The sequence below is a fragment of the Streptomyces sp. NPDC014894 genome (genome assembly GCF_043080985.1).
Lineage (GTDB): Bacteria > Actinomycetota > Actinomycetes > Streptomycetales > Streptomycetaceae > Streptomyces.
The window spans coordinates 369,965-396,504 of record NZ_JBIBWD010000009.1; the positions used below are offsets into that span (position 1 = coordinate 369,965).

Sequence of the window (26,540 nt, forward strand, 5' to 3'; positions counted from 1 at the left end):
TGGGGGAGTGCTCCTTCGAAGTCGGTTCGGATCAGGCGGTGATGCGCAGGGCGTCGGCCAGCTTCACCAGCTGCTGCGCGTCGGCGTCCCGGCCGTCGCCGGCCGGTACCGCCAGGGGAACGGCGATGCCGGACGCTGCGACGCCCCGACCCGCTTCGGTGGCGGCAACGCGAAGCCGTCGGGCCAGCTCCGTGGCGTCGAGACCGAGGATGCCGACATCGTCGGCGGGTGCGTGGAGGTGAGGGCTGATACGCAGGAGCCCGTCCCGGATCTCGACGACCCGGCGGTGGTAGCGGCGGTGGACGCCACGGGCGCGCAGCCGGTCCGGCCAGGAAGCGGGTGCCTTGAGGACGGTGTCCGGGTAGGTGTCCGACAGCAGCTGCCACAGGGGTTCGAGCCTGCGGTGCGTGCGGCGGCGGCTCAGCCACAGGCGGCCGGCGGAGTACCGGGACCGCGCGCCGAGATAGGTGATCCCCAGGACGAAGGCGATGATCGAGACGACAAGCAGCAACTCGATCGCGTTCATCAGGGATACGGCGACCTCGCCGCCCGTCCAGCGGGTGACGACGAACACCGCGCGGATCGCGCAGGCGATGGCCATGCCGCTCATGCCCCACGCGGCGATCCACAGACCGGTCGAATGAGGACGCTGGGACATTCGCGCGTACTGGCGGGTCCACCTCCCGGCAACAGCCAGGGCGTACATCATGTAAGCCCCCGCCACCAGGTAGAAACCCGCGACCTGATGGACACTCATGTCGGCGGAGGAGAAGCTGCCGGCCAGCTCCTCATGCGGGACCGTGACCGCGCACAGGGCGATGACGACGGCCACCGCGAGCACGAGGAGCGCCTCGCGACGGGCCCGGCGCTTGCTGGCCTGCTCGTCCGTCGTGGAGTGCAGGAAGAACGTCATCAAGAAGTACAACGTGGCCAGTAGCAGCAGGTTCTGTGCCAGCTTGGCCGCCCCGTGGAAGGCGACCATGTCGAAGTCGGCGGCGCCTTCCGGCATGGCGACGGGATAGGAAGCCGCAGCGGTCGCCAGGCACAGGGTCAGGGAGCGAAGCGGGGCGTCGTGCGGATTCCGCAGGAGCTGGGTGATCTTCCACAGCACCGCTGCGAACAGAACCGCGAGGAACAGCGTTCTCACAGCCACCCCCGACGATCGCCGAGCGCGGTCTGCACACGGCGGACGGCCGGATCCTCGGCCACCGACGGCGGCGCGAGGACGAGTTCGGCATCCCACTCCATCAGGATCGTGGCGACCAGCTCGACCGCGCACTCCTCCTCGGAGTCGTAAGCGCAGCGGCGCAGGACCCGGCGTACGGCCTTGGGCGCCAGTCCGAGCAGGTCCGCGTACTCCGCGATGGAGGCACGGCCCTCGTGGTTCTGTGTCTTCTCCCGCTGACGAGAGCGGTCGGACATGATGATGTGCCCCAGCTCATGCAGGACAATGTGGTCCTGGTGGAGCCGGGTCGTCTGCTCCTGGTACAAGATCACGTCCACATGAGCTGTCTCCACCCAGAGCCCTGACGGGCCGGGAACGGGAAGGGCCCGGGCCTGCAGATCGATGGGACGCCCCCGTTGCTCCCCCAATGCCTTGCTCAGCGTGTTGACGCTCAGCGGGGGCTGGATGCCCAGGTCCCGCAGTCCCTGCCGCAACAGGCGGTGCAGGCCACGCTCGGTGCCTCGCCGGGCGGGAACCTTCGGCAGGAAGCGTCGTTTTCGCCACCACATGCTGTTTCCTCTGGTCAGTCGGTGAAAACGAACACCCCGTTGCGGGAAAACGCGCATCACGGGGCAGCCCTCGACGGCAGGTGAAGCTGTCCCCTGGCCGAAAGGGCAGGGGTAGGGAAATGCGCAAGCCGGGGCTGAAATCCAGGTATGAAACTACGTGTGGAGGGAAACGCGCACGCAGTTTTGAAGGGCTGGCTCGGGGTCGAAGAACGTCACTCGCAAGCTCCCTTGAATGTGCGCCGACAAGAGGCGCGTCCTGATGGTGCGGCATGCGCGTGGGAGTGGCTTGTGGCGATTCCCGCTCGTCCTGTGCACCTGGTCGTCTCAGTTCGTGGACGCCCTGAAACTTAGGGTTCCCTTCCTGGATTCGTCAACTGAGGCGGATGTCACTCGCTTGCTTGGATGGGAGATCGAATCGCGAGAAGCGGGGGTGGTGAAGCCTCTGGCGTTCGTGTCATCGCATCCCTGACTGGCCGTCATGTTGGCGGTTGGAAGAAGCCTTTAAGGTCGCATCGCGGATGTGGCTGCGGGTGCTGGCGTGCCGCCGGCCCGCAGGGGATGGTGCGGGGCGGTGTCGGTGTCCGCTCCGAGCGGGGCAGGGCATGCTGGCGGGGATCTGTACTGACAGGTAGAACTGGACGGTAGTATTCCGATCGCTGTCTGACCTCGCATGATCTGCGGCATGAGGCATTCGTGACTGTCGCGCTCTGACTGTGCTGGTGCCACCAGAAGCGAGCCGTGGCTGCCGTCTGGGGTCACCTCGGTGCGCCGCCGATCCGGCTGCGCGGTGCTATCGGGGTGGTGTCTTCCCGGCATGGTTGCGGACCGCCGACGGGAAGTGGTGTGTTTTGCGAGCGGAGTGGTCAATTCTCCGGCGCATCCGAAGCTGAGCGTTCCAGATGCCCCCGTGTCGCGCTGCTACGGCAATCGCGATGGGTCACTGTTTGGAAGCTTCGCGAGGATCCCTCCGTCTGTAGATGGAGCATTCGAGGAACTGCGCAGCATCCAGGACGAGAAAGGAATGAGAAATGACTGCGGGTTTGCGTCGTGATCCGGAGTTTCTTGCCTTCTGGCAGGAGCGCCATCTGTGCACACTTACGACCCTGCGTCCAGATGGAACTCCGCATGTGGTAGCCGTCGGAGTGACCCTCGACGTAGAAGGGGGAACCGCCCGGATAATCACCCGTAAGTCGTCGGTCAAGGTCGCCAATATCTCTGCGCCTCCGGGTGCTCGTGTTGCAGTCTGCCAAGTCCACGGCGGACGCTGGGCCACTCTGGAAGGAATCGCAGAGGTCCGCACTGAAGCCGACCTGGTCGCCGAAGCCGTTGCCCGGTACGCCGAGCGCTACGGGCGCACCCCGGGCCCCGACCCCGAGCGTGTGGTCATCGAGATTTCCATCGATCGTTCAATGGGACAGACTCGCCTGCAGTAGCCGTCCCCTCCGCTTGCTCCGCGCTTTGTGGGAGTCCGAGGATCGCAGCACGGGCGGCCCACGCCAGCACGCTCTGGGCGCCAACGGAGAGGCCGAGACGGTTCCAGTGGAAGATCACGTGGAGGCTGAGGATCTGGCGCAGCCCCCGGTCCAGTGTTCCCCTCTGGACGGCGTCCGCGAGTGACTGGCCGGTGTGACGGAAAGCGGTGGCCCATTCCGCGATGGGTTCGAGCGGGCCACCGGAACGCAGGAGAGCTGCACCGTCGGCGGTGAGCAGGGTCCGAATCTCCGCGGCTCTCGCCGCGAGGTGATTCTGTGGGACGCCGCTGATCGCGGACCGGTGTTCGTCAGTGAAGACACGGTGCCAGACGTCGCCCTGCTCGTACCATTCGAGGCCGGTGGCACGCATCATGATCGTGCACAGGAGGACCGACAGTTCCCGTCGGCCGACCGAGACGTCCCGATGCTGTCCTCGAACGATCGCTCTGCTGTCCGCCACGAAGAGGGTGTGCGCGGCGTCCATGCCGGCAGAGCCGCCAAAGGCCGTGGTCTCCGGCTCGTAGACGCCCTGCCACCATCTGGTGAGGTACCCGTCCGATGTGAGCTGGTCCAGGGCTGCCCCCAGTCTGCGCCTCGCTGCCGGGGCGGTGCGGAGTCGGAGGCGCCAGCACGGGTGCTTCCGGGTGTACCACCAGCCCTCAACGGATCCTTGTGCCTCCGCCTCGCGCAGGATGGGCAGAACGCGCGACGCGAAGAGAGTTTCGGACGCAGCCCAGTCGGCGAACTGGAGGTACACCTGCCACCAGTCGGGGGTGCCTGCTTGATGTGCGAGGGCCTGATGGCCGGCCTGAAGGAAGACCTCGACGGCGTCGGCGAGGACGGTCGGTTCCACCCCCACCTTGTGCGCGGCGTCTTGTACGGATGCGCCGACCAGCACGTCGATCACGGCATGTTCCACCGGGTCCGGGTCCGGGCCGGTTCGGATCAGTCGATCAGAAGACATGAGTCCCATCCCGAGATCGGTGTCTGGCGGGTGACCAGGGTGGTCAGCGCGAGTGCGGAGCCGGCGTGGCCGTTCAACAGGCCGGGGGATTGGCCGTCGTCGGGCTCGATGTCGGAGGTCAGCGCCTTCTCCAGCGGGGCGATCAGTTTGTGGAGCCGGAGATCCGCAGCGTCTGCAGCGGCGCGGACGACGGTCTGGTAGATGCCCGCCCAGCCGTGGCAGAGGCCGTTGTCGATGACCTGTGCGAGCTGTGCGGGATCGGTCAGCGCCCGATGGAGAGCGTCTTCGTACACCGCTTGGAGTGCCGTGTCCTTCAGCGCGATGCCGGCGAGCTGCCCGGCGCGGGCGATGCCGGTGGTGCCGTAGCACCAGCTCGGCCGGGCGGGTCCGGGCTGGTGTGGTCGCCCCGTCGCGAGGTCGCGGAGGGTGAGGTGCTCCGGCCACCACGGTCCCGCTTCGCCGTGTTGCTGCCAGGTGTCGAGGTGGTCGCAGATCGTACGGATGGCGTCGGGCTGGCCGGTGGTGGAGATGCCACTGCGGAGTGCCCGGGACATGAGGAGCAGCGGTCCGGTGATGCCGTGCGCGACACCGAGGTTGCCGTGTCCGCCCGGGAAGTCGGCGGAGTGCTCGCGGTTCGGGCCGTGGCCCACCCACCATCCGGGGAGCCCTCGGTCACCTCGCTGGAGAGGGCGGGTCAGAGCGACCAGGCAGCCGAGCACCCGCTCCAGGGCTGTGCTTCCCGGGTCGGTGCGCAACAGGTACGCGCCGATGCCGGTGAGTCCGTAGAACACGTCGTACTCGGCGAAGGTGGCCCGGCCGCCGTGGTTCATCCTTTCGAGGGCGGCCTCGGTTCGGCGATGGGCGAGCGAGGTGATGTGGCCGTGCAGGGTGGCCCGTGCCCCGGCGTAGAGGTGATCGACGGACGGAGGTGCGGTGCTCAGGAGGAAGGCGACGGCAGGTGCCCCGAGGAAGAGGCCGGTGGTGTCGGCCGCGCTGACCTCACCGGAAGCCGCTTGCATGATCCACCGGTGGGCGCTGGTCCAGGGAGCCATGCCGTGTCGGGCCCGTTCAATGTGGAGGAGGGCGATTCCGGCCGCTCCTTCGGCGAGGGACTGTGCTCCCCAGGGTTCGTCCGCGGGCGGCGGTATGGGTTCGGCCAGGCGGTCGGCGAGCCGCTCGATGAGTCTGGAGGCCGGGGCGGTCACCGGGTTCCCCTCCGGTGGTGCAGGGCTGCGTTCCGGGCGAATCTCAGTGTCGTGGCTTCTGTGGCGGGATCCACGCCCAGGGCGCGGATGTGGTGCTGGCGGATCAGCGAGTGCGCTGTGGTCAGGGGATCACGCTCATCGGCCAGGGCTCGCCGATAGTCGCGAACGGTGCCGGTGCGGGCGCTCCACGCTCGGATGACCTCGGCTCCACCGGGCAAGGCGGTGAGGGTACGCGTGCCGGTGGTGAAGCCGATCGCCTGTTCGCGGAGGTTGCGGTCCATCTGCCCGGTTCCCTTGGGGATCTGCTCAATCAGCCAGCTTTCCCCATCCGCAGGAGTGGGGGCGAGGTGACGTACGAGATTCAGGATGCTTGCCGCCGTGAGGGCCTGGGAGGTGGTGGCTCGACCCTCCGCGCAGCGGATCTGGGCGAGAGCTGCTGCTGAGTCCGAGGAGAAGAGGATGTTGGCGGTGTCCATCGCCGTGCCGTGCCCGTACCGGCCCGTATGTGGCCTGTGGCCGGCGAGGGTGAGACGGGAAGCCAGGCCGCTGCGGTGGAGCTGGTGGGCCCAGACGTGGACGTGTTCGGCAGCCGCCCCGTAAGTGCCGGGCTCGATGTGGAGGACGAGATCCAGGTACGAGTCGACGTCCGGGCGGGAGGCTTCATGGTGCCGGGTGAACCACCACATGGGCACCGGGTCGCCGAAGCGGGCGAGGAGGCGGGGTACGTACCGGTCGAGGATCTCGTCGTAGCGCTGTGGATGGCCATGAAGATGTGCCCGCAAGATGGTGCCGGCCCCCGGAAGATGTACCTCGTCCTCGGCGATCAGCACCGCTGTTGGAGGGACAGCGTGTTCGCCCTGTCCCTCCGGTGCTGTTGAGCGGACGAACGGCAGCCAGACTTCATGGGCACGGCCGAGCCAGCCGTGGGCATCGCTGTCGGGAGCCTCACGCACCACCAGGCGGTGGGTCCGGTCGAGGTGGGAGCGGAGGATACGGCGGTGCGCGCGGTGGGTCAGGTCCAGTGGAAGGCGCTGGTCGTGTTCGACCATGGTGACGCGGTCCGGGATCCGGAGCCGGTTCCGCCAGGCGTCGAGTGCGTGATCCCATTCCTTTGCTGTGGCGGTGCGGCCGGGTAGATCCGCTGCGATCAGCAGCCATCTGGCGGGGGTGAGGACGGTGCGGCGGTAGCGCACCCTGGGGAGATAGGGCAGCCGGGCGGCGACGCCGTAGTCGAACGGCTTGTAGACGGCGTGCCGGGCGGTGGCGATCTCGGCGAGGAACCGGGCCAGGGGCGGTGTGTGGACGCCGGCTTCGAGGGCGTGCGGGACCCGTACATCGATCCGCTTGCCGCTGGAGACCTGAACGAGGTGGAAGCCGTGGTCATCGGCGGTGACGGCGATGTCGGTGAGGGATATCGCGCCGTCGTCCGGGCCCCGGTGTTCGGAGATTCCGATGACATGCGGGAGCAGGCGTGGGGCTCGGGCGATGTTCTCGTTGCGGCGGCGCCGCGGTACGAAGCTGAGCTGCGCGGCGACGGTGGTCGTGTCGCTCCGGTACGTGGCGGCCAGCGCGTCTTGTTGGTCGGCGGGGAGCAGGTGGGCGAAGCGGCCGGCCATGCTGCTGCTCGACCGCGGCACACCGGTCAGCACAAGCCGAAAAGCGCCCCGGGCGAGGGCGGTGGTGGAACGGGAGTGGATCTCGAAGGAGAGTTCCGCTCGGGGGACGGACATCCGGTCCTGGTTGCCCGCAGCTTCGGCCAGGGCGTCAATCACCGCGTCGGTCAGGAGCAGTTCGTCCCGGCCGGCCATGACGGCCTGCTGGACCAGGGGGAGCAGGACGCCATCCCGGTCCGTCAGAGGTTTCGGGATCCGATCGCGCTCGGATCCCGCGTAGTCGGCAGGCAGGCCGAGACCGGCATCGGACACCAGGTCCAGCACGGGGATGTACGTGCCGGGGCCGTATTCGACCCGGAACCGGCGATGGTAGTCCTGCCAGTGCTGATAGCCGTAGGGCTGCGCGGTGGTCCGGTACAGCGCCGTCACGGCGCGCTGGGCTTCCTCCACCACGGACCGGGGAATCTGCACGTCGCAGTCGAGGACCGTGTCGACGAGAACCGGAGTCGTGGTGACCGGGGAGAGAGCCCGCATCCGTGCGATGGTTCCGCCGAGCGCGCCGTCGGCGTGGATCGGTCGCTGCCCGGACAGTTCCTCGTGCACCGCGTACAGCCCTTGGACCAGCTTTCGCACATCATCCACGGCCTCCGCATCGGCGACCCTCAGCTCCGCGCACAGGTGCGCGAGCGCGTCCACGGTGGTCATAGGGGCCCACAGGCTGGTGATGAGGAGGTTGTGGGAGATGAGGTCACTGAGGAGCATGTCGATCTGTGCGGCGGTGGCGCTCGGGAACAGGGTGCGCAGGCGGGAGCGCAGTTCCCGGTAAACGATGGGTCGTTGGGCTGCTGCCCTCGCGGCGGCCACCGGCCGGGAGTTTCGTACGGATATCTCCACCGGAGCAAGCAGCGCGGCGTGGATATCAGCCGGAGGGCCGGGGGCCACGAGCCGCTCACCGCGTACATGTGCGGCGTTGTTGGACATCACGGGCAGCCGCTCTCGGAGCCCGGGGCTTGACTGAAGACGGAGGATGGCGTCGGTGATCCATTCCGCGTCCGCCCGTGCCGACACCATGGTCTTGGTACCCCAGCGGACCGATGGCTCGGAACCGACGAGTAGCGGGGCCGTACCGGCGAACAGGCCGAGCGGGGTGGGGCGATGCTGCCAGCGCAAGAGGTAGGAGGCCATTGAAAGGGCGATTCTGCGAATCCGCCTGGGCTGCGTCTGCTGACCCCGGATGACGGCATCGACTGCCTCGCACAGTACCGGTGTGGCGACCTCCAAAGCCTCCCGCACTTTGTCACGACGCCAGATCTGGACGAGCCAGTCGCGGATGAGGACAGGGTCCTCCAAGTCGAGATCACGAGGCAGTCCGGAGAATCCGGTGCTCGTGGTGGCGCGCAGCAGGGCGGTGCCCTGCCACCGGTAGTCGGCATCGGCATGGGCGGTCATAGAAGAATCCCTTCGGACGACACGGACAGGGATCGATCCGGTGGACCGGGCCGAGGTCGGCCCGGTCCACCGGTGGGGGTCCGTCAGGCCAAGTCCTCCACGGACGAGTTGCAGGCTGATGCGCCGCCCTGGCAGGTCGGTCCGCAGCCGTCGCCGGTGGAGCACATGAGCTTGCCGTACGGGTGCTCCGCGATGACGACCCGCACGTCAAGCGGGGCGAAGTCGTCCTCATCAAAGGCCGGCGGCTGTTCAGCCCGGGCCAGGGTGGTGTTCGTCATGTCGTGCCCTTCCTCTCTTCAGGAGTGGTGCGGGACAACCTGGTCTCCGGCGGTCAGGCCGGGGGCCAGGCGAGCGAGATCCGGCTGTGCACCTTGTCGATGATCCGGTCGCCCGGGATCTCGTCGTCAGGGGTGCCGGCCGGATAGACCCGGATGACCGGGTTGGGGCCGCCGCGCCGCTCACGGTCCCAGTCGCGGACGTGGTCCGCGACTGTCTTGGCGAAAGCGGCTGCGGTGGGGCCGAGGGAGTGGACGCCGTACTCAACGTTCTTGTCGTCCTCGGTCCGGCGGACGGTGAGGTACGCGAAGTCGGCACCGTCCACCGCGGCGAGAGAGAAGGACTTGTTCGACGGAGCGACGATCCCGCTGTCCAGGTCAGGGTCCACGGCCATGACGCAGAAGCCGGGCAGCGTGATCGCCAGGTGCATCTGCAGCGTGTCCACCAGTTCGCCGCGACCGACTTCCACACCAGTCCATACCTCCACCCGGGGAGTGGTGACGGCGCCGTCGAGAAGGCTCGGTTCGGCGGGCAGCCCGTCGTCGAACCGCAGCCCGATCTCCGGAGTCCCGGCGATGAGCAGCAGCTCCTCCTGGTGAGCGGTCGAGCCCTGCATGGGAACGAATCCACATACGAAGGCGGACTCGCTCTCCAGGTGATCGCCGGCACGGGTGAAGGAGACGGACCGGGTCAGGCCCCGCATTCGCAGCGGGACGACCAGGCGCCCGCCCGGCTTGAGCCGGTCGGTCCAGACGGGAGGAAGGTCCCATGCGCCCACAGTCACCATGACGAGATCGAACTCGCCGAGGCCGTCCAGGGGCTCGGCAGCGTCGGCGCAGACCACGCGGACGCGGCCGTATCCGTGCTTGTCCAGCATTCGGCCGGCCCGGTCGGTGACCACGGGGTCGATGTCCACGGTGACCACTTCGCCCGCTTCCCCGACCAGCTCGGCGAGGTACGCAGCGTTCAGCCCGCCCGAACCGATCTCCAGGACTCGCATACTGGGGCGCACCTGGGCCTGCTCCAGCATGAGCGCCTGAATCTGGGGCGCGGATACCGAGCTGAGCTGCACGCCGTACTCGTCCGTCTTGGTGATGACAGCCGAGTACGGGGCGTATGCCTTCTCCAGGGTCGCCTCCGGAGCAAACGCATGGCGGGGAACCATCCGCATCACGGCCTCGACCTCCGGCGAGGAGATCGCGCCGTCGTTGACCAGTTGGTCCACGACCTTGTTGCGCAACCGGGTGGCCTCGTCGGACTCGACCGTCGTGTGGATCATGGTGGTGTCCTTCGTTCGTACATGTGCAGGGTGGGTGAATTCAGCCAACAGCGGCACCGCTGGTGCCGTCATGCCGGGACGCTATCGGCGGTCGCCCCTCATCCTCGGCAACCGACAGGGAGCTGGCTGGTTTGTGTTGCGCGGGGGATCTCGGGGTCCTCCGTACGCCGATGGAAGCCTTCTGACCTGGGAAGACGGCTTACCTGCATCCCCTTCTGCGAAGCCGGGTCGTCGGCGCACCCGTCGATAGGAATGCCGGTGCCGCAGCACCCTGTCTCTTCGACCGAGCGCCAAGATGTCCGAAACTCAATTGAGATCACGTCGTCTGAATTGCGGCCTCGAAGAGAGGCTCGGCTCGAGCAACCGGATCCAGGTCCAGAACCACCGGGAGGTGATCCGACACCGCTCGTGCTTCCGGGGTGTCGTGGGTTCGGTAGGAGGTCGCGCCCAGTCCGTGGATGAGGATGTGGTCGAGGGACAGGGGGACCGGTTCGTTCTCCCATTTGAACCCGACGGTGGCGTCGCGGGGTTCTCCGGTGAGTGCCTGTGGGTCGGTCCAGCCGGAGTTCAGCAGCGCTCGCATGGCTCGCCGGTCCATGCCGCCGAACGAGCCGTCGTCGTTCACGAGCCGGTAGCGGGAGTGCAGGTTCTGCGGTATCAGTCCCCAGTCCTCGGGGTCTTTGTCGTGGACGCCGGAGCAGTTGAGGTCGCCGAGGAGCATCGCGCGGGGTGGCATGCCGGGGAATTGGCCGGCGTAGTCGGTGAGCCAGCGGGCTTCCCTGAGGCGGGTCTCGCCGTCGGTGTGGGTGAGGTGGGTGGCGAAGGCGAGGAAGTCGCTGCTGTCGTCCACGGCCGCGACGGGGCGCAGGCGAGCCCGGATGAGGGCGTGGTGGAAGACCTCGGCGCCGAGGGTGCGGCGTTTGATCAGCCGGAGGGTGGCCGGGCGGTAGAGGAGGGCGGTGAAGTTGCGGCCGTCGCCGACGTTCGACCGCGCCATGGTCACAGGCGCCATGCCGAGGGCGCCGGCCAGGGTGAGAAGGCGCCGTTCGTCCTGGTCGTCCCAGTGCGTGCATTCCTGGAGGGCGAGGACGTCCGGCCGGAGGCGGGCGAGGATCTCCGTCTGGGCGCTGAGGCGGAATTCGGAGCCGTTGTCGAGGCCGCCGAGGTAGAGGTTCCAGGTCACGGCGCGGATGGGTGTGGTCGTCATCGGCTGCTCGATTCCTTCGCGGCGGGACTGTCTGCGGGCGGTTTCTCGGTGTGCGGTGCTCGTGGGGCTGAGCGGGTACGGCGGGAGCGGATCAGGTCCCGGATGGCGACGGCTCCGGTGACGGTGATGGCGAGGGCGATTCCGGCAGGGCCGGTGCTGTAGAGGCCGTGGACCATGACGATGGGGGCGAGGTGCCGGTGGACGACGTAGAGGTAGGCGACTCCGGCGCCGACCAGGATCTGTGCCGTGGCGGAGATGCCGAGGTAGAGGTGGCCCAGTACGCGGACGGCGACGGGGAGGAGGACCCACTCCCAGGCGGGTCGGTCCGCGGCCCGCAGCAGGGTGATCACCGTGCCGGTCACCACGACCTCTTCCACGACCGCGGTCCACACGCAGCGGGTGATCAGGGTGAGCGGGTTGTCCACGCCGATGGCGGTGAGCTGGCTCTCTGCCGGGACCAGCCCGGGGAAGGCGAGGCGCAGGTAGTTCATCGCCACAGCGGCGGTGACGAAGAGCAGGAGGACGAGTCCGTAGATGTGCCAGGTGGGAACGGCAGACCGGCCGGGGCGGCCCGTGTCCGGCCTGACGCCCAGGCGGGCGAGGTCGATGTCCCGGTGGAGCAGCACCTCCCGTACCAGCCAGACGAGGAGAAAAGCGGAGGGGAGGCGGTAGTCGGTCGCGGTGCCGTCGGGCTGGAGCCCGGTCATCCGGTCGGTCAGATCCGCTGCGGCAAGTGCGGCAGCGCCCCCCAGTTGGAGCGCCCGGCGGGAGGGCCAGTCCGTTCGGCTGCGGGTGTTGATCAGGGCAAGGAGCCACAGTCCGGCGGCGATGGTGCATCCGGCGTGCACGGCCCGGGTGACGTCGAGGGTCCACGCGCCGGGGTCGGCGCCGAGCAGGCGTGCGAAGCGCAGTCCCGAACTCCATAAGGTGGGGCCGGCCGCGCAGGCGATCAGGGCCACGACGGTCCGGTAGGCGCGGCGGGTGTCACCGCGGCCCCGGATGGCGTGGTCGAACGTAGTCATCAAAAGATCCTCGGGTGGACAAGAGGGTTGGGGTACGGCAGCGGTGCTGATCGCGGGACGGAGGACCACGAGTGCGACGGCGGATGGTCAGCTCCCAGGACAGGAGTTCCGGGCCTCGCGCAGGAGCGTCAAGCTGTCCGCCTCGGAGAGGGCGTTGCGCAGGGCGTCTTCGATGACGCCGTGCAGCTTGTGGCTTTCCCGGCCGGTGGCGTACATCGCGCCGATGCTCTCCTCGACGTGCAGGACCCTTGAGCCGAGACAGAGTTCGATGAGCGTGCCGCGCGGCGGGGGCACCGACTTCGCCATGGGCACGATCCGCAGACTCGTACCACTGCGCTCGATCATCCTGACCAGATGAGCCAGCTGCCCGGCCATGACCTCCCCGGCGTCGCAGGCCCTCATCAGGACCGATTCCTCCAGCAGGACGATCAGGTCCTTGCCGTGGTCGACGGGCAGCGACCGGTCCGCGATCCCGGCGCTGCCGCGGGTGTTGGGCAGGGCGGAGTTCCGCCACCAGTGCGCGGCGTACTCCGCGCTGTGGACCAGGGCCGGGAATCCCCAGGCGCTGTACGTGACAATCCCGGTCGCCATGGACTCACACGCCTTCAGACGGCCGACCCAGCCGCATTCCTCATCGAAGGCGAGGCTCGCGGAGGCAGTGTTCCCCCGGGCCAAGTCGGCCAGCAGGTCGGCCTGCTCACCGTCCGCCGGCGCGCCGTAACGCCGCAGCAGGCGGGCGACATCCCGGCCGGTGGGCAGGAGCCGACCGGCCTCGATACGGGCCACCACCGACGTACTGCACTTCAGCGCCTCGGCAGCGTGCCTGAGCAGCAGGCCCCGCTCACGGCGCAGTGAACGCAGATAGGTACCGACCACCAGCGCACCGGCCCGTTCCACCCGGGGCTCGCCCTCCGGCTTCCCGGGCACGGGATCGACCAGCGTGAGCGGGGGACGGTGAGGGGCGATGCTCTCCCCATCCGGCAGCAATTCGCCGGTGTCGTCGAAGCGGACGACACCGTTGCACAACCGGGCCCATCCCTGCTCCGGGCAGTGGGCCACCAGCCGGGCCGCGTCCCGGTCGGAGTCCGCCGCAGCCGGGCACGGCGGCTGGTGCACGCACGCGAAGGGCACGGCAGCTGTGCGAGGGGCTGCCCGCTTCCCACCCTTCCGGACACCGGGCCAGGTGGCCGGGTCAGCGTCAGTGAACTCGGAGCGTGCGGAGCTGGGGGCGTTCACAGCCGGCCTTTCAGTCAAAGGTGAGAAGCGGAGAGATCAGGCGCACCCGGCTGCCCGCCTTCGTGCAGGCGGGCAGCCGGGGCGCTTACGCCAAGGGCCATGGCGCGAGCGCGACTCACCGCCACAGCTTCCCCGGGGCGGTCCGTGCGGCTGGTCTGGGGCTACCGCGCGGCGAGATGCTCCAGGGCGTGGAGGCAAGTCCCCCTTGGGCGGTCGCCCCGTGCTGCGGAGCGGGGGTGGACCGCGGCACGGGACGACCGGTCTAGAAGAGGAGGGGAAGGAACTGGTGCAGGAGCCAGGCGACGACCACGACCGAGAAGGCGATCACACCGGCCGGTTGCCAGAGACCCAGCTCGCTCCTGGCATGGTCGGTTCGCAGGGACCGGACCGGGTGCCGGGCGGTCCTGCGCAGACGCGCCGTCCGGCTTCCGTGCGTCTCGTTGTCCACGACCGTCACGACAACCGCCCGTCGTTCGCGACCTGGCCCATCGCCGTCAGAGCCCGGGTCATCAGCAGGGGCACCACGATCTCGTCGGGCCACACCCCCGGCGGATCGGGCAGCAGAGGGCGAGCCGGGTCGAGGCGTAGGAGCCCGTTCGGAAGGATCACCGCCCGGTCGCGGGGCCCGGCGTGGGGAGGTGGGGAGAGCGGGTTCACAGGTCATCTCCCACGTGGTCCAGCAGACCGAGGACGGTCATGGCGAGAAGCCGGAGGTGCCCGATCTCGGCGCCGGGCGGAGGGGACTCGGCCCGGAGGTTCTGCGCGCGATGGACCGCGTCGGCTGAGCAGCGTGCCGCAAGGTTCGGCACCTGTAACCGCACCAGGAGGTGATCGAGCATGTCTCCGAGCCGGTCGGTAAGTCCCTGGCAGTCGTCCGGGCCGGAGTGCCAGCCGAGAACCTCTTCGAGATCGTCGTAGACGGTGGTCTCGGCAGCGTGGGCCAGGCGTAGTCCAGCGAGAAGCCGACGGGCGGTGTCCGGTTCCGGGGAGAACGAACGCTCGACGACGCTGGAGTTGGAGGGTGTGAGAAGGAGGGACATCAGCGGCCTCCCGAGGGGAGCAGAGGAGGGATTGAAGGGATTGAGGGGTGCCCCGGGCCCGGCGGCGGGCCCTTCGAGGGCTGGTGAATACGCCCATGGCCGACCGGCAGCTGTTCCCAGCGGGCAGATACTTCCTGTAGTCAGGTAACTACGGAGTGTCGTGGGAGCGGTACGGTGTCGAGCGGGCCGGGCGGTATATCGGGTATACGGGTAGGTGCTTCCATGACCACGCGCACGCCGAACACGAAGCTCCGCGACGCGGTCGCCGAATCCGGCCTGACTTACGCGGCCGTGGCCAGAGAAGTGCGAACGGTGGCCGCCGAGTGCGGTGTCATGTTGCGGACCAACAAGTCCACCGTCGAGCACTGGATCTCCGGGGTCACACCCGCCGGTGATACCGCGAGGTTCCTCGCCGTCGCCCTGTCCCGCCGCGTCGGCCGACTGCTCACTCCTGCGGACCTGGGCCTCGCCGCACGGCAGACGGACGATGAGACCATGGGGCTGTCCCTCGCCGCGGACCCGATGGAAGCCCTGATGCCGATGTGGAAGTACGAGCTGGACCGGCGCCGCTTCCTGTCGACATCCGCGTACTCCGTGGCCGCCGCCGCACTCCCGCTCTCCCATATACGGGAGATCGCGGGTCGCTCGGCCGCCGCCCAGTCCGGCCGGCTGGTCGGTATGGCCGAAGTCGAGGCTGTCCGGGACATGGTGAGGGTCTTCTCCGATATGGACGAGCGTCACGGCGGAGCCGACGGCCGCAGCGCCCTGGTCCAGTACCTCAGCGACGATGTCGCCGCCCTGGTCCGGGGCCGATTCCGTACCGACGACGTCCGGCGCCAGATGCTGTCGGCCGCCAGCAGGGGAGTACACCTGCTCGGCTGGAAGAGCTACGACGCCGGGCAGCAGGGCCTCGCCCAGCGGTACTACCTCCAGTCCTACTCCCTTGCCGTCGAGTCCGGGATCGCCGGCCACGACGGGTTCGTGATGCGGACGATGGCGATGCAGGGCCTCAAGCTCCACCGGCCCGAACACTGCCAGGCCCTCGCCGAGACCGGGCTGAACCGGGCCAAGGGCAAGGTCGACGTCCAGACGGAGGCCCTGTTCCGCGTCGTCCACGCGCACACCCTGGCCAAGTCCGACCAGCGGCGAGCAGCCCTCGCCGAGGCTGAACGGGCACGCGCCCTGCTGGTCTCCGACCGCGGCGACGAAGTTCCGTTCTGGGCCCTGGCCTGGGGCCCGCCCGCGGCATCGGTGTACTCGCGGACGGCCAAGGTCCACGAGGCGCTGGGCGACCACCAGGCCGCGTCCGAGCAGTACGAACGAGCCGCCGGGGCCCGGCCGTCCGGCACCTACGCGCGGATCGTCGCCCTCGACCTGGTCGCCGGCGCCGAGATGCAACTCAAGCGCGGCGGCATCGAGCAGGCGTGCGCCACCTGGAATCGCGCCATGGACCACATGGACGGCGTCCAGTCCGTACGGACCCGCAAAGCCGTCACCACCATGCGACGCGACCTCGCCCGGTTCCGCGCCCGAGGCGTACGCTGCGCTGCCGAACTGGACGAACGCGCGGTCGACTTCCTTGCACACCGCACCTGAGGCATCCTGGGCGCGAAACTCCGCCCTCTGCGCGGCCATCACTGATCCGCGGTGACGGAGAGAACGCACCAGGTGCTGGTGCCGTCAGCCGTGGTGCCCCAGGCATCGGCGAGCCCGGCCACCAGGAGAAGTCCACGACTGTCCTCCCGCAGATCGGCCGCAGCGACAGCCGCAACGCCCCACGTGCAGGATGATCGTCCCGGACTGCTTCCGTTGCCGATCTCCAGGTAGACGCGGTCACCCAGGGGCCACAGGCGGACGCCGAACCCGCTGTTCGAGTCGGGGCCGTACTGAAGTGTGTTGGTGACCAGTTCGGTGACCAGGACTTCCGCTGCCTCGGCCAGTCGACTGTCGAGGTTCCGCAGGTGCAGATAGTCCCGCACCTTCCGTCGAATCTCGCCTGGCAGCCGTCTGTCCCGTTCGGTCATCGGCGCCCCGGGATCGGCGGTTCGAGCCGCGTCCATAGTGAACCCGGATACCCCCTTCAACCGGCCGAGGAGAGCATCGACGCGCCGCGCGGGCAGCTTGCTCAGCGATGGGCCAGGAAACATCGAGACCTCCAGGCGATTCGGATCGAGGAAGGCAGCCCCGCCGCATGCTCGGCGCCGACGAGGCCCAGCGCTGGCAGAAGGTGAGGCGAAAGTCATCGCGGGACTCCGTGGTTCTTCATCGAGCAGGGGCTATGGCGTGCCGGGGCCACTCCGTGTACCCGGATCGGTCTCGCCCCTCCCACGCGACGAACCAGCGGTCAGGCCGTTGCAGTTGGGGACTACCGTTACGTTGAGCGAACCGTGAATCACTGCTCGTGGGTACCCCGATGGGAACGCGGGCACGGGTAACGCTGGTAAAGATCGTTTCGTCGACAGGGGGGACGCCGTGGCGCGCGAACGCAATACGCAGCTGGAGGCCGTCATCCGCGAGCTGGCCTGGCCACAGGAGCGCTTGGCGTCGCATTTTCGTCGCGTGGCGGCGGAGAACCACGCCACGGAACTGCTGACCGTGACCCGCTCGCACATCAATCAGTGGGTCCGGGGCAGCAAGCCCAGCGGGCGGGCGCCGACTATCTTGTGCGAGACCCTCTCCCGAGGGCTTCAACGCATCGTCACCCCTTCCGAGATCGGGCTGTGCGCCGACACTGAAGCCATTCCGTCCGCTCCTCAATGGGAGGCCGAAACGCTGACCGCTCTTGCCGAACTTGGAGGGAACGACTTGGACACAGGACGCAGACACGTCCTGGCGCGCACGGTCTACTCGGCGGCGGGCCTGGCCCTTCCAGCCGGCGACTGGTGGGACGACACCCTGGTACGCGCCCACAGCAGACCCGCGACGAATCGCACCACCATCACGGACGAGGATGTGGAGAGCGTCCGCGAGATGGCAGCGTTCTTCTCCCGTCGTGATCAGCGCCGGGGAGGTCGCGCCGGCCGTACCGCTCTCATCGCCTATCTGCGTGTTGATGTGGCCGACTACCTCGCCGGACGGTTCTCCTCCGAGAGAGTGAGGCGAGACCTCACATCGGTCGCGGCGGAGCTGGTCTATCTCGCCGGCTGGACCGCGTTCGACGCCTGCGAGCATGGAGTGGCCCAGCGGTACTTCACCGTGGCCACGCGCATGGCGGCGGAAGCCGACGACGCCCCCCTGGCGGGACACATCCTCCGCGCCATGGCCCACCAGGCCGTCGACCTGGGGCACCCGAAGCGAGCCGTCGACCTGGCCTCAGCATCCGTCGACCGCCGCCGATACACCCTGGCCGGCCCACGCGAGCGGGCACTCCTGGGCGTGGTCCACGCCCGCGCCCTCGCCGCGGCCGGGCAGAAACAAGACGCCCTTGCCGCCCTCCGGCGGGCGGAGAACGACCTCAGCAGCGCCGACGGAGCGACCGAGCCGGGCCGGGTCTTCTTCTTCGGCGAGGCCAGCCTCGCCCACGAGACAGCGCGGACCCTGGTCGACCTCGGAGACCTCAAAGCCGCGGAGCGTGAGTTCACCCGCAGCGTCCGCACCCGCCGCTCCCAGTTCGCCCGGACCCACGCGGTCACCCTGGGCTTCCTCGGCGATGTCCAGGTCAGACAGGGCCAGATGGAGGCCGCCGTCGCCACCTGGAACCAGGCACTGGACACGATGGAAGGCGTCCAGTCGGGCCGGACAAGGGAGAGCGTGGTCACGATGCGCCGCGCCCTGTCTCCGGTACGAGGACGAGGCGGCAGCGCCGCGGCGGAACTCGACGAGCGAGCCCGCGCGGTCCTCAGCCGCATAAGCTGATCACTCCATGACATCGTCCATCCGCAGCGGTGACCGTCAGACGGTCCACGCTCCGGGGCTGGAGGGGAGAAGGCCATGTCCGAGGTGTTCGAGGTGCAGGCCATCGGGAAGGTCATCGGTGGCCATGCCACCCCGGCCGACGACTACCAGGGTGGAGTCGAGTCGATCATCCGTCTCAATCCTTCGTACCCCGTGGAAACGGTCATGGGGCTGGAGGAGTTCTCGCACCTTGAGGTGACCTGGCGCTTCCACCTCGCATCGCCGGCTGATGTTGCCCTTCACGCACGGAGCCCCCGCAATGACCCGCGTTGGCCCCCGAGCGGCACCTTCGCCCACAGGAACCACCGGCGCCCGAACCAGATCGCGGTGTCCCACCCCCGACTCCTCAAAGTCGATGGCCTGGACCTTCACGTCACCGACCTCGACGCAGTCGACGGGACACCGATCCTCGACCTCGCCCCCTGGTTCCCGGCGATGGGGCCCCGAGGATCCGTTCATGTCCCGGCCTGGGTCAACGAGATGCTGCCGAACTACTGGACGAACGTCGGCGACAGGTGACATCTGCTGCGCCTTGGTCGACCGTCTGATCCCCTCGTAGAGGTTCCTACGGGCAAGTACATCCCCACGAAGCTGGCCGTTTTGTTCGACTGAACCACTTCAGCCTTGCCTCTCCAAGGTGAGGACGCCCTTGGCGATGGCGGTCATGGGGTTGGGGCTTTTGAGGGATCTGCGGAAGATGTGCCAGGACTTCAGCCATGCAATGCCACGTTCGACCAGTGCTTGGGCCAGTCCGCGGTTGACCGTGCGCTGGGTGGGGGAGCTCTCCGTCGAGTGATCGCCCTCGGATGGATCTGCTTTAGGTAGGGCTTCCCGCTTGGGGCCAGGAAGGACTCGGTCTGCCATCAGGGTCAAGTCCGTTTGGCCACCGCTCGTACAGCGTTTTACCCTCTGGGTAATTGTGCATATGTTGACCTGCGTCGGCCGCTTCGCGGAGTAGTTTCGTTGCCTGTTCGTGATATCCGTCCTCTGCTCGCATTGTCGCCAGATGTAGCATTGCCATCGTGTTCCCGGCAGTAATTACGTCCCGGTACAACTCTTCGGCTTCCCTCCTGGCTCCGGATTCTTTGAGTATTCGTGCCAGGTGAAGCAAAGCTGTCAAATTTCCAGCAGAAGCAGTTTCACTAAAAAGTTGAATGGCCTCGACATGATCTCCTGCCTCCTCCCGCATGAGTGCAAGGTCCATCAAGGCATCCGAATCTTGAGAGACTGCGATTCGGCGCATGATTCTTTCAGCCTCTTCAGGGTCGCCTGCCTCCTTTCGGATCCATGCCAGATTTATGAGAGCGCCCCAGTAGCCGGATTCTGCGATTTGCCATGCGATCTTCTCGGCTTCTTCCTTCCGTCCAGCGTCCTCCCGTATTGCTGAAAGATCCGTCAGGCAGTCCAGATTTCCGTTTCTGATTATTTCGGAATAAATCTTCTCGGCTTCTTCGTGGCGCCCGGCTTCTTCTTGCAATATCGCCAAATCGAGTAGAGCGCCTTGGTCTCCTTTTGCTGAGATCTGTAGGAGAATTCTTTCTGATTCATCCCTCTGTCCTGTTCGGCTCCACATTCGCGCCAGGAATATCAGGCTACTCGGATGTTTGGCGCTTGCTGCCCGGAGGTAGAATTCTTCGGCTGCTGTATAGTCTCCCGATTTATTCCTTTTCTGCGCCAGATCGAAAAGGGCACCCGCATGGTCAGATTCCACGGCGCGAAGCAGTAGGTGATGGGCCCATTGCAGGCGGAATCGGGCTTCCGCTGCCTGTGCCAGATTGTAGAAGGTTTCTGGCTCGGTGAAGTGGGTGTAAGCGGCATGCCAAAACGAAGCAGGGGGGCAGGACTTCTGAAGTCTGGTGCGGCCGATTTGTTCCAGGTAGTCGGCGAGTTTGAAAATCTGACCGTCGGGTTGCGTATCCGGTTTCAGTGTTCCCGGGGGGCGGTGCTGGGGGCGCGCAGGTACGAGAGCCATGGGTGACTCTTTGCCATGGACGGGGCGTGTGAGATCGGTAAATGTCTCCTGAGCCCAATTATCGGCCAGTTCGCCAAGGTCTTGATCGGAGAGGTAGTCGATGGCGGCGTCACGGAGGAAGGCGTAGGGGAGGTAGATGTCGGCGCCGAGGCGGCGTGCATCCATCGCTGCCTCCAAGAGGGCCCTTGCGGGCGGCGTGCCATGCTCGTATCGGCGCAGGAGTTCAGGGGCGCCTGCAAGGTCCTGCGCCAACCGCCCGGTGTTGCCGACGCGAGTGAGAGCGCCGGCAAGAAGTTGGTCCCCCTCTGCGGCGAGAAGTTTTGCGGTGTCCAACTCTCGAGCGGAGAAGCGGTCGGGAATAGTCAGAATGCGTCCGGCAAGGAGTTCCCGTACACGGCTGTGCGGGTCAGGTTGACCGTGCTTGGGCAGTTCCTGGTACTGGTTCGCGTACGCGGGCCACAGTGTTCCCAGGATCAGGACCGGCCTGCGGTCAGGCGCGGTGAGCAGCGTGTGGATGGCCGCTGCGATTTGCTCACCGTGCCGAGGGTCGCCTAGGTAGTGCTGGGCCTCGTTCAGCCAGACGACAGTCCGGGGCTGTACTCGCTGCAGGTCGGCCAGCGCAGCTGCGGCCCTGGTGGGGTCGAATGGGTGCCACAGGTTCCAGGCTCTGTCGGAGAGGGGCTGGACGGCTTCCCAGCATGCCCTCGTCTTACCCGTTGAGGAAGTTCCCACGAGGATGATCATGCGGCTCTGGCCAGCCTCCGCGCACTGCACCGCCTCCGCGAGGGCTCGGTCGTGCTCACGCTCGATATAGCTGGGCAGCCCTCCCGGCCCGTTCACGGACGCACGCGTCACGTTGGTGGTCATTCCGGTGGGATGGACCTCTAGGTCATGCGGATCGCATGCGCCGATCGGCCGACCCGGCCCATGCTCCGTGCCAATGGCGGGGGCGACCTCTGCCGCAGCCACCCGTCGCAGCTCCAGCAGCTCCTCCACCGGCAGCCGCAACGCCTTTGCCAGGGCGGAGATGGTCCCGGCAGAAGGTACTGGCCCGTTGGGCCGGAACGCCTCCTGCACTGTTGTGCGGCCCAATGCGGCTCTCCCGGCAAGCTCCGTCTTGTTGAGTCGCGCTCGTGCCAACCCATCGGACAGTCGAGCTCGCAGCTCGGCCGATGCTCTATCCCGTCTGTGCCTCACCCGACGCTCCCTGCATGTCACGTGTTCGCCGATGTTCATCTTCGCCCGGCTGAACCTTGGCGTGCAGGAACTCCTCCACCTTGAACCACGACAACATCTCCATCCAACAGGGAGCCCTGCCGTGACTGTCCCCGTCGTTCTGCTCGTCGCCAGCCTGGTGATCATCCTCGCACTGCTGGCGGGAATCGCCGCCGGCAAGCTCGCCCGCTTGGATGGCGCAAGCTACCCGAGCGCCATTCGCCAGGCCGCCACCGCCTTCACCGTCGTGATCACCCTTGCCGCAGCGGTGACGGCGGCCTTCGCACCCTTTCTTGTCTGACCGGTCGTTGGCCGCCTGTTTGGGGACCAGTTGGGGACCACACGGCATGTACTAGCGGACACGACGGGCCGTCATGTGCACGATATGCACCCTGATTAAGTCTGCTATATCCAGAAAATACCCTTGACCCTCACTCCTGGGGGTCAAGGGGTCGCAGGTTCAAATCCTGTCGTCCCGACTTGTGTTTTCGCAGGTCGCAGGCGGTATCGGAGAAATCCGGTACCGCCTTTCCGTGTTTCTTGGGGACCGGCCGGGGGCCACACCGCCTGGCGGCGCTGTCCCCGGCTTCATGACCCGGGCCAGTGCCCGCCACAGCCGGGCCACGTCCACCGGGCCGCCGTGCGGACCGGCGCGAACCCTCGGCGGAGGCCGGCCGGCAAGCTCAACGGCCGAGGCCGCCGGGTGGGTCTATGCGACAGGCGCGTGCCGCGCCGCCGCGGTCCTCGGTGCCCGGTCCGCCGGTGTGTTCGGGCTCTGTGCGTCGCGCTGGGAGATGTCGTGCAGATCGATGCGGACGGTCATCATTTCTGTGGTTCCCATGACGCGTACGACGACGGCGTTGAGTGCGCGCAGGGGATGGAAGCGCCCGAGTCGCCGTTGCCGTGCGTAGGGGTCGTCGTCGGGGAGCAGATGGGCCGTGCCGTTTCTCCAGACGAAGCGCAAGCCCTGGCGGAGCCTGACGCGGACCTGCGGATTCTTCTGGATGTTGCGTACGTATCCGGCTCGTCGGCCGTGTTCGGCGATGACCCAGAAGGTGTCTCCCCGCCGCCCGTTCCCGACGGGGGTCGTGCGGAGTCGGCCGCTGACGCGTCCGCGGGTTTCCAGCAGGGCGTAGCCCAGCGGCATCAGCCCGACGCGCAGCAACAGGCGGATGGGCGGGTTGATCAGGTATCGCTGCACCGGGGCGACCAGGGCGCGCTTGAACCGCGCGCTGGCCAGCGTCAGAGCGATGTTGGCCGCGAGGGCGGCGGTGAGGACGGTGGGCAGTACGGCGCCCCGCGGCGCGGTGGGGTCGATGAGCCACCAGATCCATACCAGACCGACCGCGATCGTGGTGGCGGTGAGCAGTCCGAATGCTCTGTGCGGATGGAATCGATTACGTCCCATACGGTCGTATTGTAGTCGTTATGAGTGAATTGCGTCAGACGGAGCTGGCCGATGCCCTGCTTCGTATCGCCGCTGCTCGCGGGCTTGACCGGGTCAGTGTGCGGGAGGTCGCCTCGGCCGCGGGGGTGTCCATCGGAGCGGTGCAGTACTACTTCTCGACCAAGGACGAGATGCTCGCCTTCGCCTTCCGGCAGGTGGTGGACCGCACGCGCGCCCGCGTCCGCGGCCTGAAGCCCGGTGCGGGGCCCCGGCAGACGCTGGCCGCCGCCCTGCGGCAGCTGCTGCCGCTGGATGCGCGGCGCCTCGCGGAGTGCCGCGTCTATCTCGCCTTCGCGGCCCGCGCCACGACCTCACCCACGCTGGCCGCCATCCAGAACGCGACCCTGGCGGCCATCCACGAAGAGCTGCGGCAGACCCTCGCCTCCCTCCCCTCCCCGCCCTCCGGTCACCCCGTTCTCCATCCGGCCCGGGACGCCCGGCTGCTGCTCGCCCTGGTCGACGGCCTCATGTTCGACGCGGTGACCGCTCCCGCCGCACTGCCCCCGGCGATCGCGGCCAAAACCCTGGACCTCTACCTGGAGCGGCTCCTGCCGGCCGGACGCTGACCGCAGGGTGGATGCCTTCGGCCGGCGGTGCGTCGACACGGTGACGAGGGCGCTCTTCGCGGGGGAGTCGGCGTGCTCAGCGGCGACGGCCCGGATAGGCCGGGTCGTCGGTGATGCTCACCTTCTGGGGCGCGTCCCGGGGAAAGGTCCAGATCCGGCCGGCGGTGCTGGTCGCGGTCACCGTGGTTTCGTCCAGGGCGACGTGGTGGAACGGATTGGACCAGCTGGAGACGGCGAGCCACTCCAGGGTGCTCTCCTCGTCGTCCCGGGTCAGCGCGACCCAGCCGATGGACCCGTGGTGCGCGGACTCTCCCGCCCAGGCGAGGCTTCCCTCGTGGGCGTGTGTGGCGAGCGCGGAGTGGACCTCCACCCAGCTGTCGGTACTCCACTCGGTGGCGCGCAGGGCCTCGGTCCAGTGCCAGGTCTCGGCCCGCGGATCGTCGAGCCGGTCGGGCGGCTGCAAACGCAGCAGATCCATCACGATGAGAGAGCCGTCCGCGAACACGACGAAGTCCCCGTCGGGCGCCTCCCGCTCGCGCCACCGACGGCGTACCTGCTGGGCCATGGCCGTCGGAGCCGAATCGTTCATGCGCGGGAGTATTCCACGGGGCGTCGCGCGAGACCGTGTGAGGAGCAGGCCGGTGTACCGGGTGCGTTCCGCCGGAGGCGGTCGGCCGGAACGGGAGGAGCCCCGCGCCGGCGGGGGCGAATCCGCCGTGCAGGGCTCTCCTCGGCGCGCGCCGCGGCGGAAGGGGGAGCCGGGGGAGCGGCCGGGGCCGCTACTCGAAGACGACGTCCGGCTGCTCGCCCTCGGCCAGGATCGTGTTCATCCCCGCTCCGTACGCCTTCCACTTCACCGTCGTCCGGTCACCGGCGTGGAAGGGGGTGGTCTCCGGCAGGAACCCGGTGACCACCTCGCTCGTGACCTGCCAGGTGCCGTCGCACAACGGGTTGGCGGGCGCCGGGCTGCCGGGGTCGGGGAGGGGCGCGTCCCACTTGTCGATCGTCGTATTCACGTAGTGATAGTGGCCCGGGGTGTTGAGGTCGGCCTGCAGCGCGATGGCGCGCACGCCGGAGCCGGGGGCGCAACGGTAGGCGACATGGAAGGTGTTCGGCGTCGCGGAAGCGGACAGCACCTTCACCTGGGGCAGAGGCTGCTGAACCTCGGCGGAGGCGGGAAGAACGGTTCCCGCCAGAACGGCGCCGGTGGCGGACAGCGTCGTGAACGCCTGTCGTATGGAGATCATGAGCGGCGACCCTAACGCAACCGACCTGCCTGATCCAGGCCCCGGGCCGCCGCCCCGGGGGGAGGCCCGGGGCCGGTGCGGCGCGGTCTACCCCGCGGGGCCGCGAGGGCTCAGCCGTACGTGGAGGGCTTTGAGATGCCAGTTGACGGGGTTGTCGCCCCGTCGCAGATCCTTCCGATCGGTGGCGAGCCGCAGGTCGGGTACGCGCTCCAGGAGCGCGGTCAGGGCGACGGCGGCCTCCTCCTGGGCGAGGTGCGCCCCCAGACAGCGGTGGACGCCGTGCCCGAAGCCGAGGTGGGGTTCCCGGCTGTGGCGGGTACGGGTGAGGTCGAGGCGGTCGGGGTCGGCGAAGACGGCGGGGTCGCGGTTGGCCGCGGACACGATCGGGAGGACGGCCTCCCCGGTGCGTACCGGGGTGTCGCCGACGGTCGTGTCGCAGGTGGCGTAGCGCGGCAGCGCACGGACGACCGGGCCGCAGTAGCGCATGAGTTCGTCGACGGCGTGCGGCATGAGGGCGGGGTCCGCGCGCAGCAGGGCGAGTTGGCCGGGGTTGGCGAGGAGCGCTTCGGTGCTGTTGGCGATGAGGTTGACCGTGGTGATGTGCCCGGCGACGACCAGGTTGACGATGAGGGCGACGAGTTCGTCGGTGCTCAGCCGGTCCTCGTGATGAGGAGCGAGCAGTTCGGAGATGAGGTCGCCGCCGGGGTGGGTGGTGTGCAGCTCGACGAGGGCGTGGGCGTCGGCGACCATGCCGGCCAGCGCGTCGCCGAGTTCGTCACCGCAGACGCCGGCGGTCAGGGTGGCGCTCCGCGTCCGCCAGCGCTCCCGGTCCGCTTCGGGGACGGCGATCAGTTCGCAGATGACGGTGATGGGCAGTGGCCGGGCGAAGTGCTCGATCAGGTCGACGACGCCGTCCTCGGCGTGGTCCGGCAGACGGTCGAGCAGGTCGGCGGCGACGGCCTCGATCCTGGGGCGCAGCGCCGCCACCCGCCGTGGGGAGAACGCGGCGGTGACCAGGCCGCGCAGTCGGCGGTGGTCGGAGCCGTCCGAGTCGAAGATCCCGGCACGCAGGTACTTCTCGTGCTCCGCGTACATGCCGCGGGCCTGCCAGGTCTGTTCGGTGCGGTGGGCCACCGGGCCGCCGGGGGCGGTCTTGGCGTCGATGGTGAAGTGGGCGCCGCTCATGATCGTGCGGATCTCGTCGTGGCGGGTGGCCACCCACATGGGGTCCACGCCCGGGACGCGTCCCCGGACCATCCGCTCGCGTTCACGGGCATGTGTGTAGGAGGTGAACGGATCACGGATCAGCTTCTGATCGGCCAGGTCCAGCAGTTCGCTGTCGGCGTCGTCGGGTTCCAGGCCCTGCGCAGTCATGTCGGAATGCTCCAAACAGGCGGCTGTCCTCGGTGACGGCATCATGGCAGCGGGTCGTAGTCCGCAGTCGACCGCGCGGACCAATCCACCTGAACGGGCGTAATCGCCGCGCGTGTCGTCGCTGTTCGTGAAGATCCGGACGCGGGACGCGCGGACTGCTCCGGCGGCCGAGACCGACAAGCGTCGTCTCAGCGCCACGGCGTCGCCCGCCACCCGTGCGCGGTACGCATAACGCACTTCGCCGGTAACTGAGTTCAGGCGCGCACGCTGTACGCCGTGAGATGGCTGGGGCCGTGGCGGACGTCCTGGTCCGTCGAACAGGCTCCTT

25 protein-coding genes and 2 pseudogenes are annotated in these 26,540 nt (G+C 68.1%); 6 read left to right on the forward strand and 21 right to left on the reverse strand.

Going from position 1 to position 26,540, the window contains the following annotated elements; genetic code table 11:
- Positions 1-31: 31 nt before the first annotated feature.
- Positions 32-1,147, reverse strand: coding sequence for an MAB_1171c family putative transporter (locus tag ACF089_RS23340; RefSeq protein ID WP_392029558.1), 1,116 nt, complete (start codon positions 1,145-1,147; stop codon positions 32-34).
- Complete coding sequence (locus tag ACF089_RS23345) at positions 1,144-1,503, reverse strand: hypothetical protein (RefSeq protein WP_392029561.1); 360 nt, start codon at positions 1,501-1,503, stop codon at positions 1,144-1,146. Before ACF089_RS23345 ends, ACF089_RS23340 begins: the two co-directional genes overlap by 4 nt.
- Positions 1,504-2,762: 1,259 nt before the next feature.
- Here ACF089_RS23345 and ACF089_RS23350 point away from each other — a divergent pair.
- On the forward strand, positions 2,763-3,167 hold the full coding sequence (locus ACF089_RS23350; RefSeq protein WP_392029564.1) for a pyridoxamine 5'-phosphate oxidase family protein: 405 nt from the start codon (positions 2,763-2,765) through the stop codon (positions 3,165-3,167).
- On the opposite strand, the gene ACF089_RS23355 is transcribed toward ACF089_RS23350, so the two are convergent.
- The 12 genes and pseudogenes from ACF089_RS23355 to ACF089_RS23410 all read right to left on the reverse strand — a co-directional run bounded on the left by ACF089_RS23355 (position 3,118) and on the right by ACF089_RS23410 (position 14,497).
- A complete protein-coding gene (locus ACF089_RS23355; protein ID WP_392029567.1) occupies positions 3,118-4,113 on the reverse strand; it encodes a thiopeptide-type bacteriocin biosynthesis protein in 996 nt (331 codons plus the stop codon). The two genes, ACF089_RS23350 and ACF089_RS23355, sit on opposite strands and share 50 nt — an antisense overlap.
- A gap of 38 nt (positions 4,114-4,151) precedes the next feature.
- Positions 4,152-5,375, reverse strand: a complete 1,224-nt coding sequence (locus ACF089_RS23360) for a lanthionine synthetase C family protein (protein WP_392029570.1) — start codon at positions 5,373-5,375, stop codon at positions 4,152-4,154.
- A complete protein-coding gene (locus ACF089_RS23365; protein ID WP_392029573.1) occupies positions 5,372-8,437 on the reverse strand; it encodes a lantibiotic dehydratase in 3,066 nt (1,021 codons plus the stop codon). Before ACF089_RS23365 ends, ACF089_RS23360 begins: the two co-directional genes overlap by 4 nt.
- 83 nt (positions 8,438-8,520) lie before the next feature.
- Entirely contained in the window at positions 8,521-8,715 is a 195-nt protein-coding gene (locus tag ACF089_RS23370) for an FxLD family lanthipeptide (protein WP_392029576.1), read from the reverse strand.
- 53 nt (positions 8,716-8,768) lie between these two features.
- Positions 8,769-9,992, reverse strand: coding sequence for a methyltransferase, FxLD system (fxlM, locus tag ACF089_RS23375; protein ID WP_392029767.1), 1,224 nt, complete (start codon positions 9,990-9,992; stop codon positions 8,769-8,771).
- 316 nt (positions 9,993-10,308) lie between these two features.
- Positions 10,309-11,199 (reverse strand): endonuclease/exonuclease/phosphatase family protein, encoded by an 891-nt coding sequence (locus ACF089_RS23380; protein WP_392029579.1) that lies wholly within the window; start codon positions 11,197-11,199, stop codon positions 10,309-10,311.
- A complete protein-coding gene (locus ACF089_RS23385) occupies positions 11,196-12,221 on the reverse strand; it encodes a type II CAAX prenyl endopeptidase Rce1 family protein (protein WP_392029581.1) in 1,026 nt (341 codons plus the stop codon). The genes ACF089_RS23380 and ACF089_RS23385 overlap by 4 nt, the downstream gene beginning before the upstream one ends.
- Before the next feature lie 87 nt (positions 12,222-12,308).
- Positions 12,309-13,148 (reverse strand): Scr1 family TA system antitoxin-like transcriptional regulator, encoded by an 840-nt coding sequence (locus ACF089_RS23390; protein ID WP_392029770.1) that lies wholly within the window; start codon positions 13,146-13,148, stop codon positions 12,309-12,311.
- A 21-nt stretch (positions 13,149-13,169) separates the two neighbouring features.
- A pseudogene (locus ACF089_RS23395) lies at positions 13,170-13,352 on the reverse strand (DUF5999 family protein); the annotation flags it as partial.
- A 367-nt stretch (positions 13,353-13,719) separates the two neighbouring features.
- On the reverse strand, positions 13,720-13,905 hold the full coding sequence (locus ACF089_RS23400; RefSeq protein WP_392029584.1) for a hypothetical protein: 186 nt from the start codon (positions 13,903-13,905) through the stop codon (positions 13,720-13,722).
- A 5-nt stretch (positions 13,906-13,910) separates the two neighbouring features.
- Entirely contained in the window at positions 13,911-14,114 is a 204-nt protein-coding gene (locus ACF089_RS23405; protein WP_392029587.1) for a hypothetical protein, read from the reverse strand.
- Positions 14,111-14,497: a DUF6415 family natural product biosynthesis protein gene (locus tag ACF089_RS23410; protein ID WP_392029590.1), complete on the reverse strand. Its 387-nt coding sequence runs from the start codon at positions 14,495-14,497 to the stop codon at positions 14,111-14,113. Before ACF089_RS23410 ends, ACF089_RS23405 begins: the two co-directional genes overlap by 4 nt.
- 222 nt (positions 14,498-14,719) lie before the next feature.
- On the opposite strand from ACF089_RS23410, the gene ACF089_RS23415 reads away from it, so the two are divergent.
- The gene (locus ACF089_RS23415) at positions 14,720-16,093 is read left to right on the forward strand and encodes a hypothetical protein (protein ID WP_392029593.1); all 1,374 of its coding nucleotides are present in this window, start codon (positions 14,720-14,722) and stop codon (positions 16,091-16,093) included.
- A gap of 38 nt (positions 16,094-16,131) precedes the next feature.
- On the opposite strand, the gene ACF089_RS23420 is transcribed toward ACF089_RS23415, so the two are convergent.
- Positions 16,132-16,521 carry an ATP-binding protein gene (locus ACF089_RS23420; RefSeq protein WP_392029596.1) on the reverse strand — a complete coding sequence of 130 codons (390 nt, stop codon included), beginning with the start codon at positions 16,519-16,521 and terminating at the stop codon, positions 16,132-16,134.
- Between the two features lie 781 nt (positions 16,522-17,302).
- Here ACF089_RS23420 and ACF089_RS23425 point away from each other — a divergent pair.
- Positions 17,303-18,352 (forward strand): Tat pathway signal protein, encoded by a 1,050-nt coding sequence (locus ACF089_RS23425; protein ID WP_392029599.1) that lies wholly within the window; start codon positions 17,303-17,305, stop codon positions 18,350-18,352.
- A gap of 75 nt (positions 18,353-18,427) precedes the next feature.
- Positions 18,428-18,910: an SAM-dependent methyltransferase gene (locus ACF089_RS23430; RefSeq protein ID WP_392029602.1), complete on the forward strand. Its 483-nt coding sequence runs from the start codon at positions 18,428-18,430 to the stop codon at positions 18,908-18,910.
- Between the two features lie 99 nt (positions 18,911-19,009).
- On the opposite strand, the pseudogene ACF089_RS23435 reads toward ACF089_RS23430, so the two are convergent.
- Together ACF089_RS23435 and ACF089_RS23440 are read right to left on the reverse strand one after the other, a co-directional pair.
- Positions 19,010-19,171 (reverse strand): annotated as a pseudogene (locus ACF089_RS23435) (IS5/IS1182 family transposase); the annotation flags it as partial.
- Between the two features lie 37 nt (positions 19,172-19,208).
- Positions 19,209-21,230 (reverse strand): tetratricopeptide repeat protein, encoded by a 2,022-nt coding sequence (locus tag ACF089_RS23440; protein WP_392029605.1) that lies wholly within the window; start codon positions 21,228-21,230, stop codon positions 19,209-19,211.
- Positions 21,231-21,591: 361 nt separating this feature from the next.
- Between ACF089_RS23440 and ACF089_RS23445 the strand changes: the two genes are divergently transcribed.
- Complete coding sequence (locus tag ACF089_RS23445) at positions 21,592-21,879, forward strand: hypothetical protein (RefSeq protein ID WP_392029607.1); 288 nt, start codon at positions 21,592-21,594, stop codon at positions 21,877-21,879.
- A gap of 408 nt (positions 21,880-22,287) precedes the next feature.
- On the opposite strand, the gene ACF089_RS23450 is transcribed toward ACF089_RS23445, so the two are convergent.
- Positions 22,288-22,986, reverse strand: coding sequence for a nitroreductase/quinone reductase family protein (locus ACF089_RS23450; protein ID WP_392029610.1), 699 nt, complete (start codon positions 22,984-22,986; stop codon positions 22,288-22,290).
- Between the two features lie 20 nt (positions 22,987-23,006).
- Between ACF089_RS23450 and ACF089_RS23455 the strand changes: the two genes are divergently transcribed.
- On the forward strand, positions 23,007-23,591 hold the full coding sequence (locus tag ACF089_RS23455; RefSeq protein WP_392029612.1) for a TetR/AcrR family transcriptional regulator: 585 nt from the start codon (positions 23,007-23,009) through the stop codon (positions 23,589-23,591).
- Positions 23,592-23,667: 76 nt separating this feature from the next.
- Here the strand turns inward: ACF089_RS23455 and ACF089_RS23460 are convergent, their stop codons facing one another.
- The 3 genes from ACF089_RS23460 to ACF089_RS23470 form a co-directional block, all read right to left on the reverse strand.
- Positions 23,668-24,180 carry a hypothetical protein gene (locus ACF089_RS23460; RefSeq protein ID WP_392029614.1) on the reverse strand — a complete coding sequence of 171 codons (513 nt, stop codon included), beginning with the start codon at positions 24,178-24,180 and terminating at the stop codon, positions 23,668-23,670.
- A gap of 190 nt (positions 24,181-24,370) precedes the next feature.
- The gene (locus ACF089_RS23465; RefSeq protein ID WP_392029616.1) at positions 24,371-24,838 is read right to left on the reverse strand and encodes a hypothetical protein; all 468 of its coding nucleotides are present in this window, start codon (positions 24,836-24,838) and stop codon (positions 24,371-24,373) included.
- Between the two features lie 87 nt (positions 24,839-24,925).
- Positions 24,926-26,212, reverse strand: a complete 1,287-nt coding sequence (locus ACF089_RS23470; RefSeq protein WP_392029619.1) for a cytochrome P450 — start codon at positions 26,210-26,212, stop codon at positions 24,926-24,928.
- Positions 26,213-26,540 lie beyond the last annotated feature (328 nt).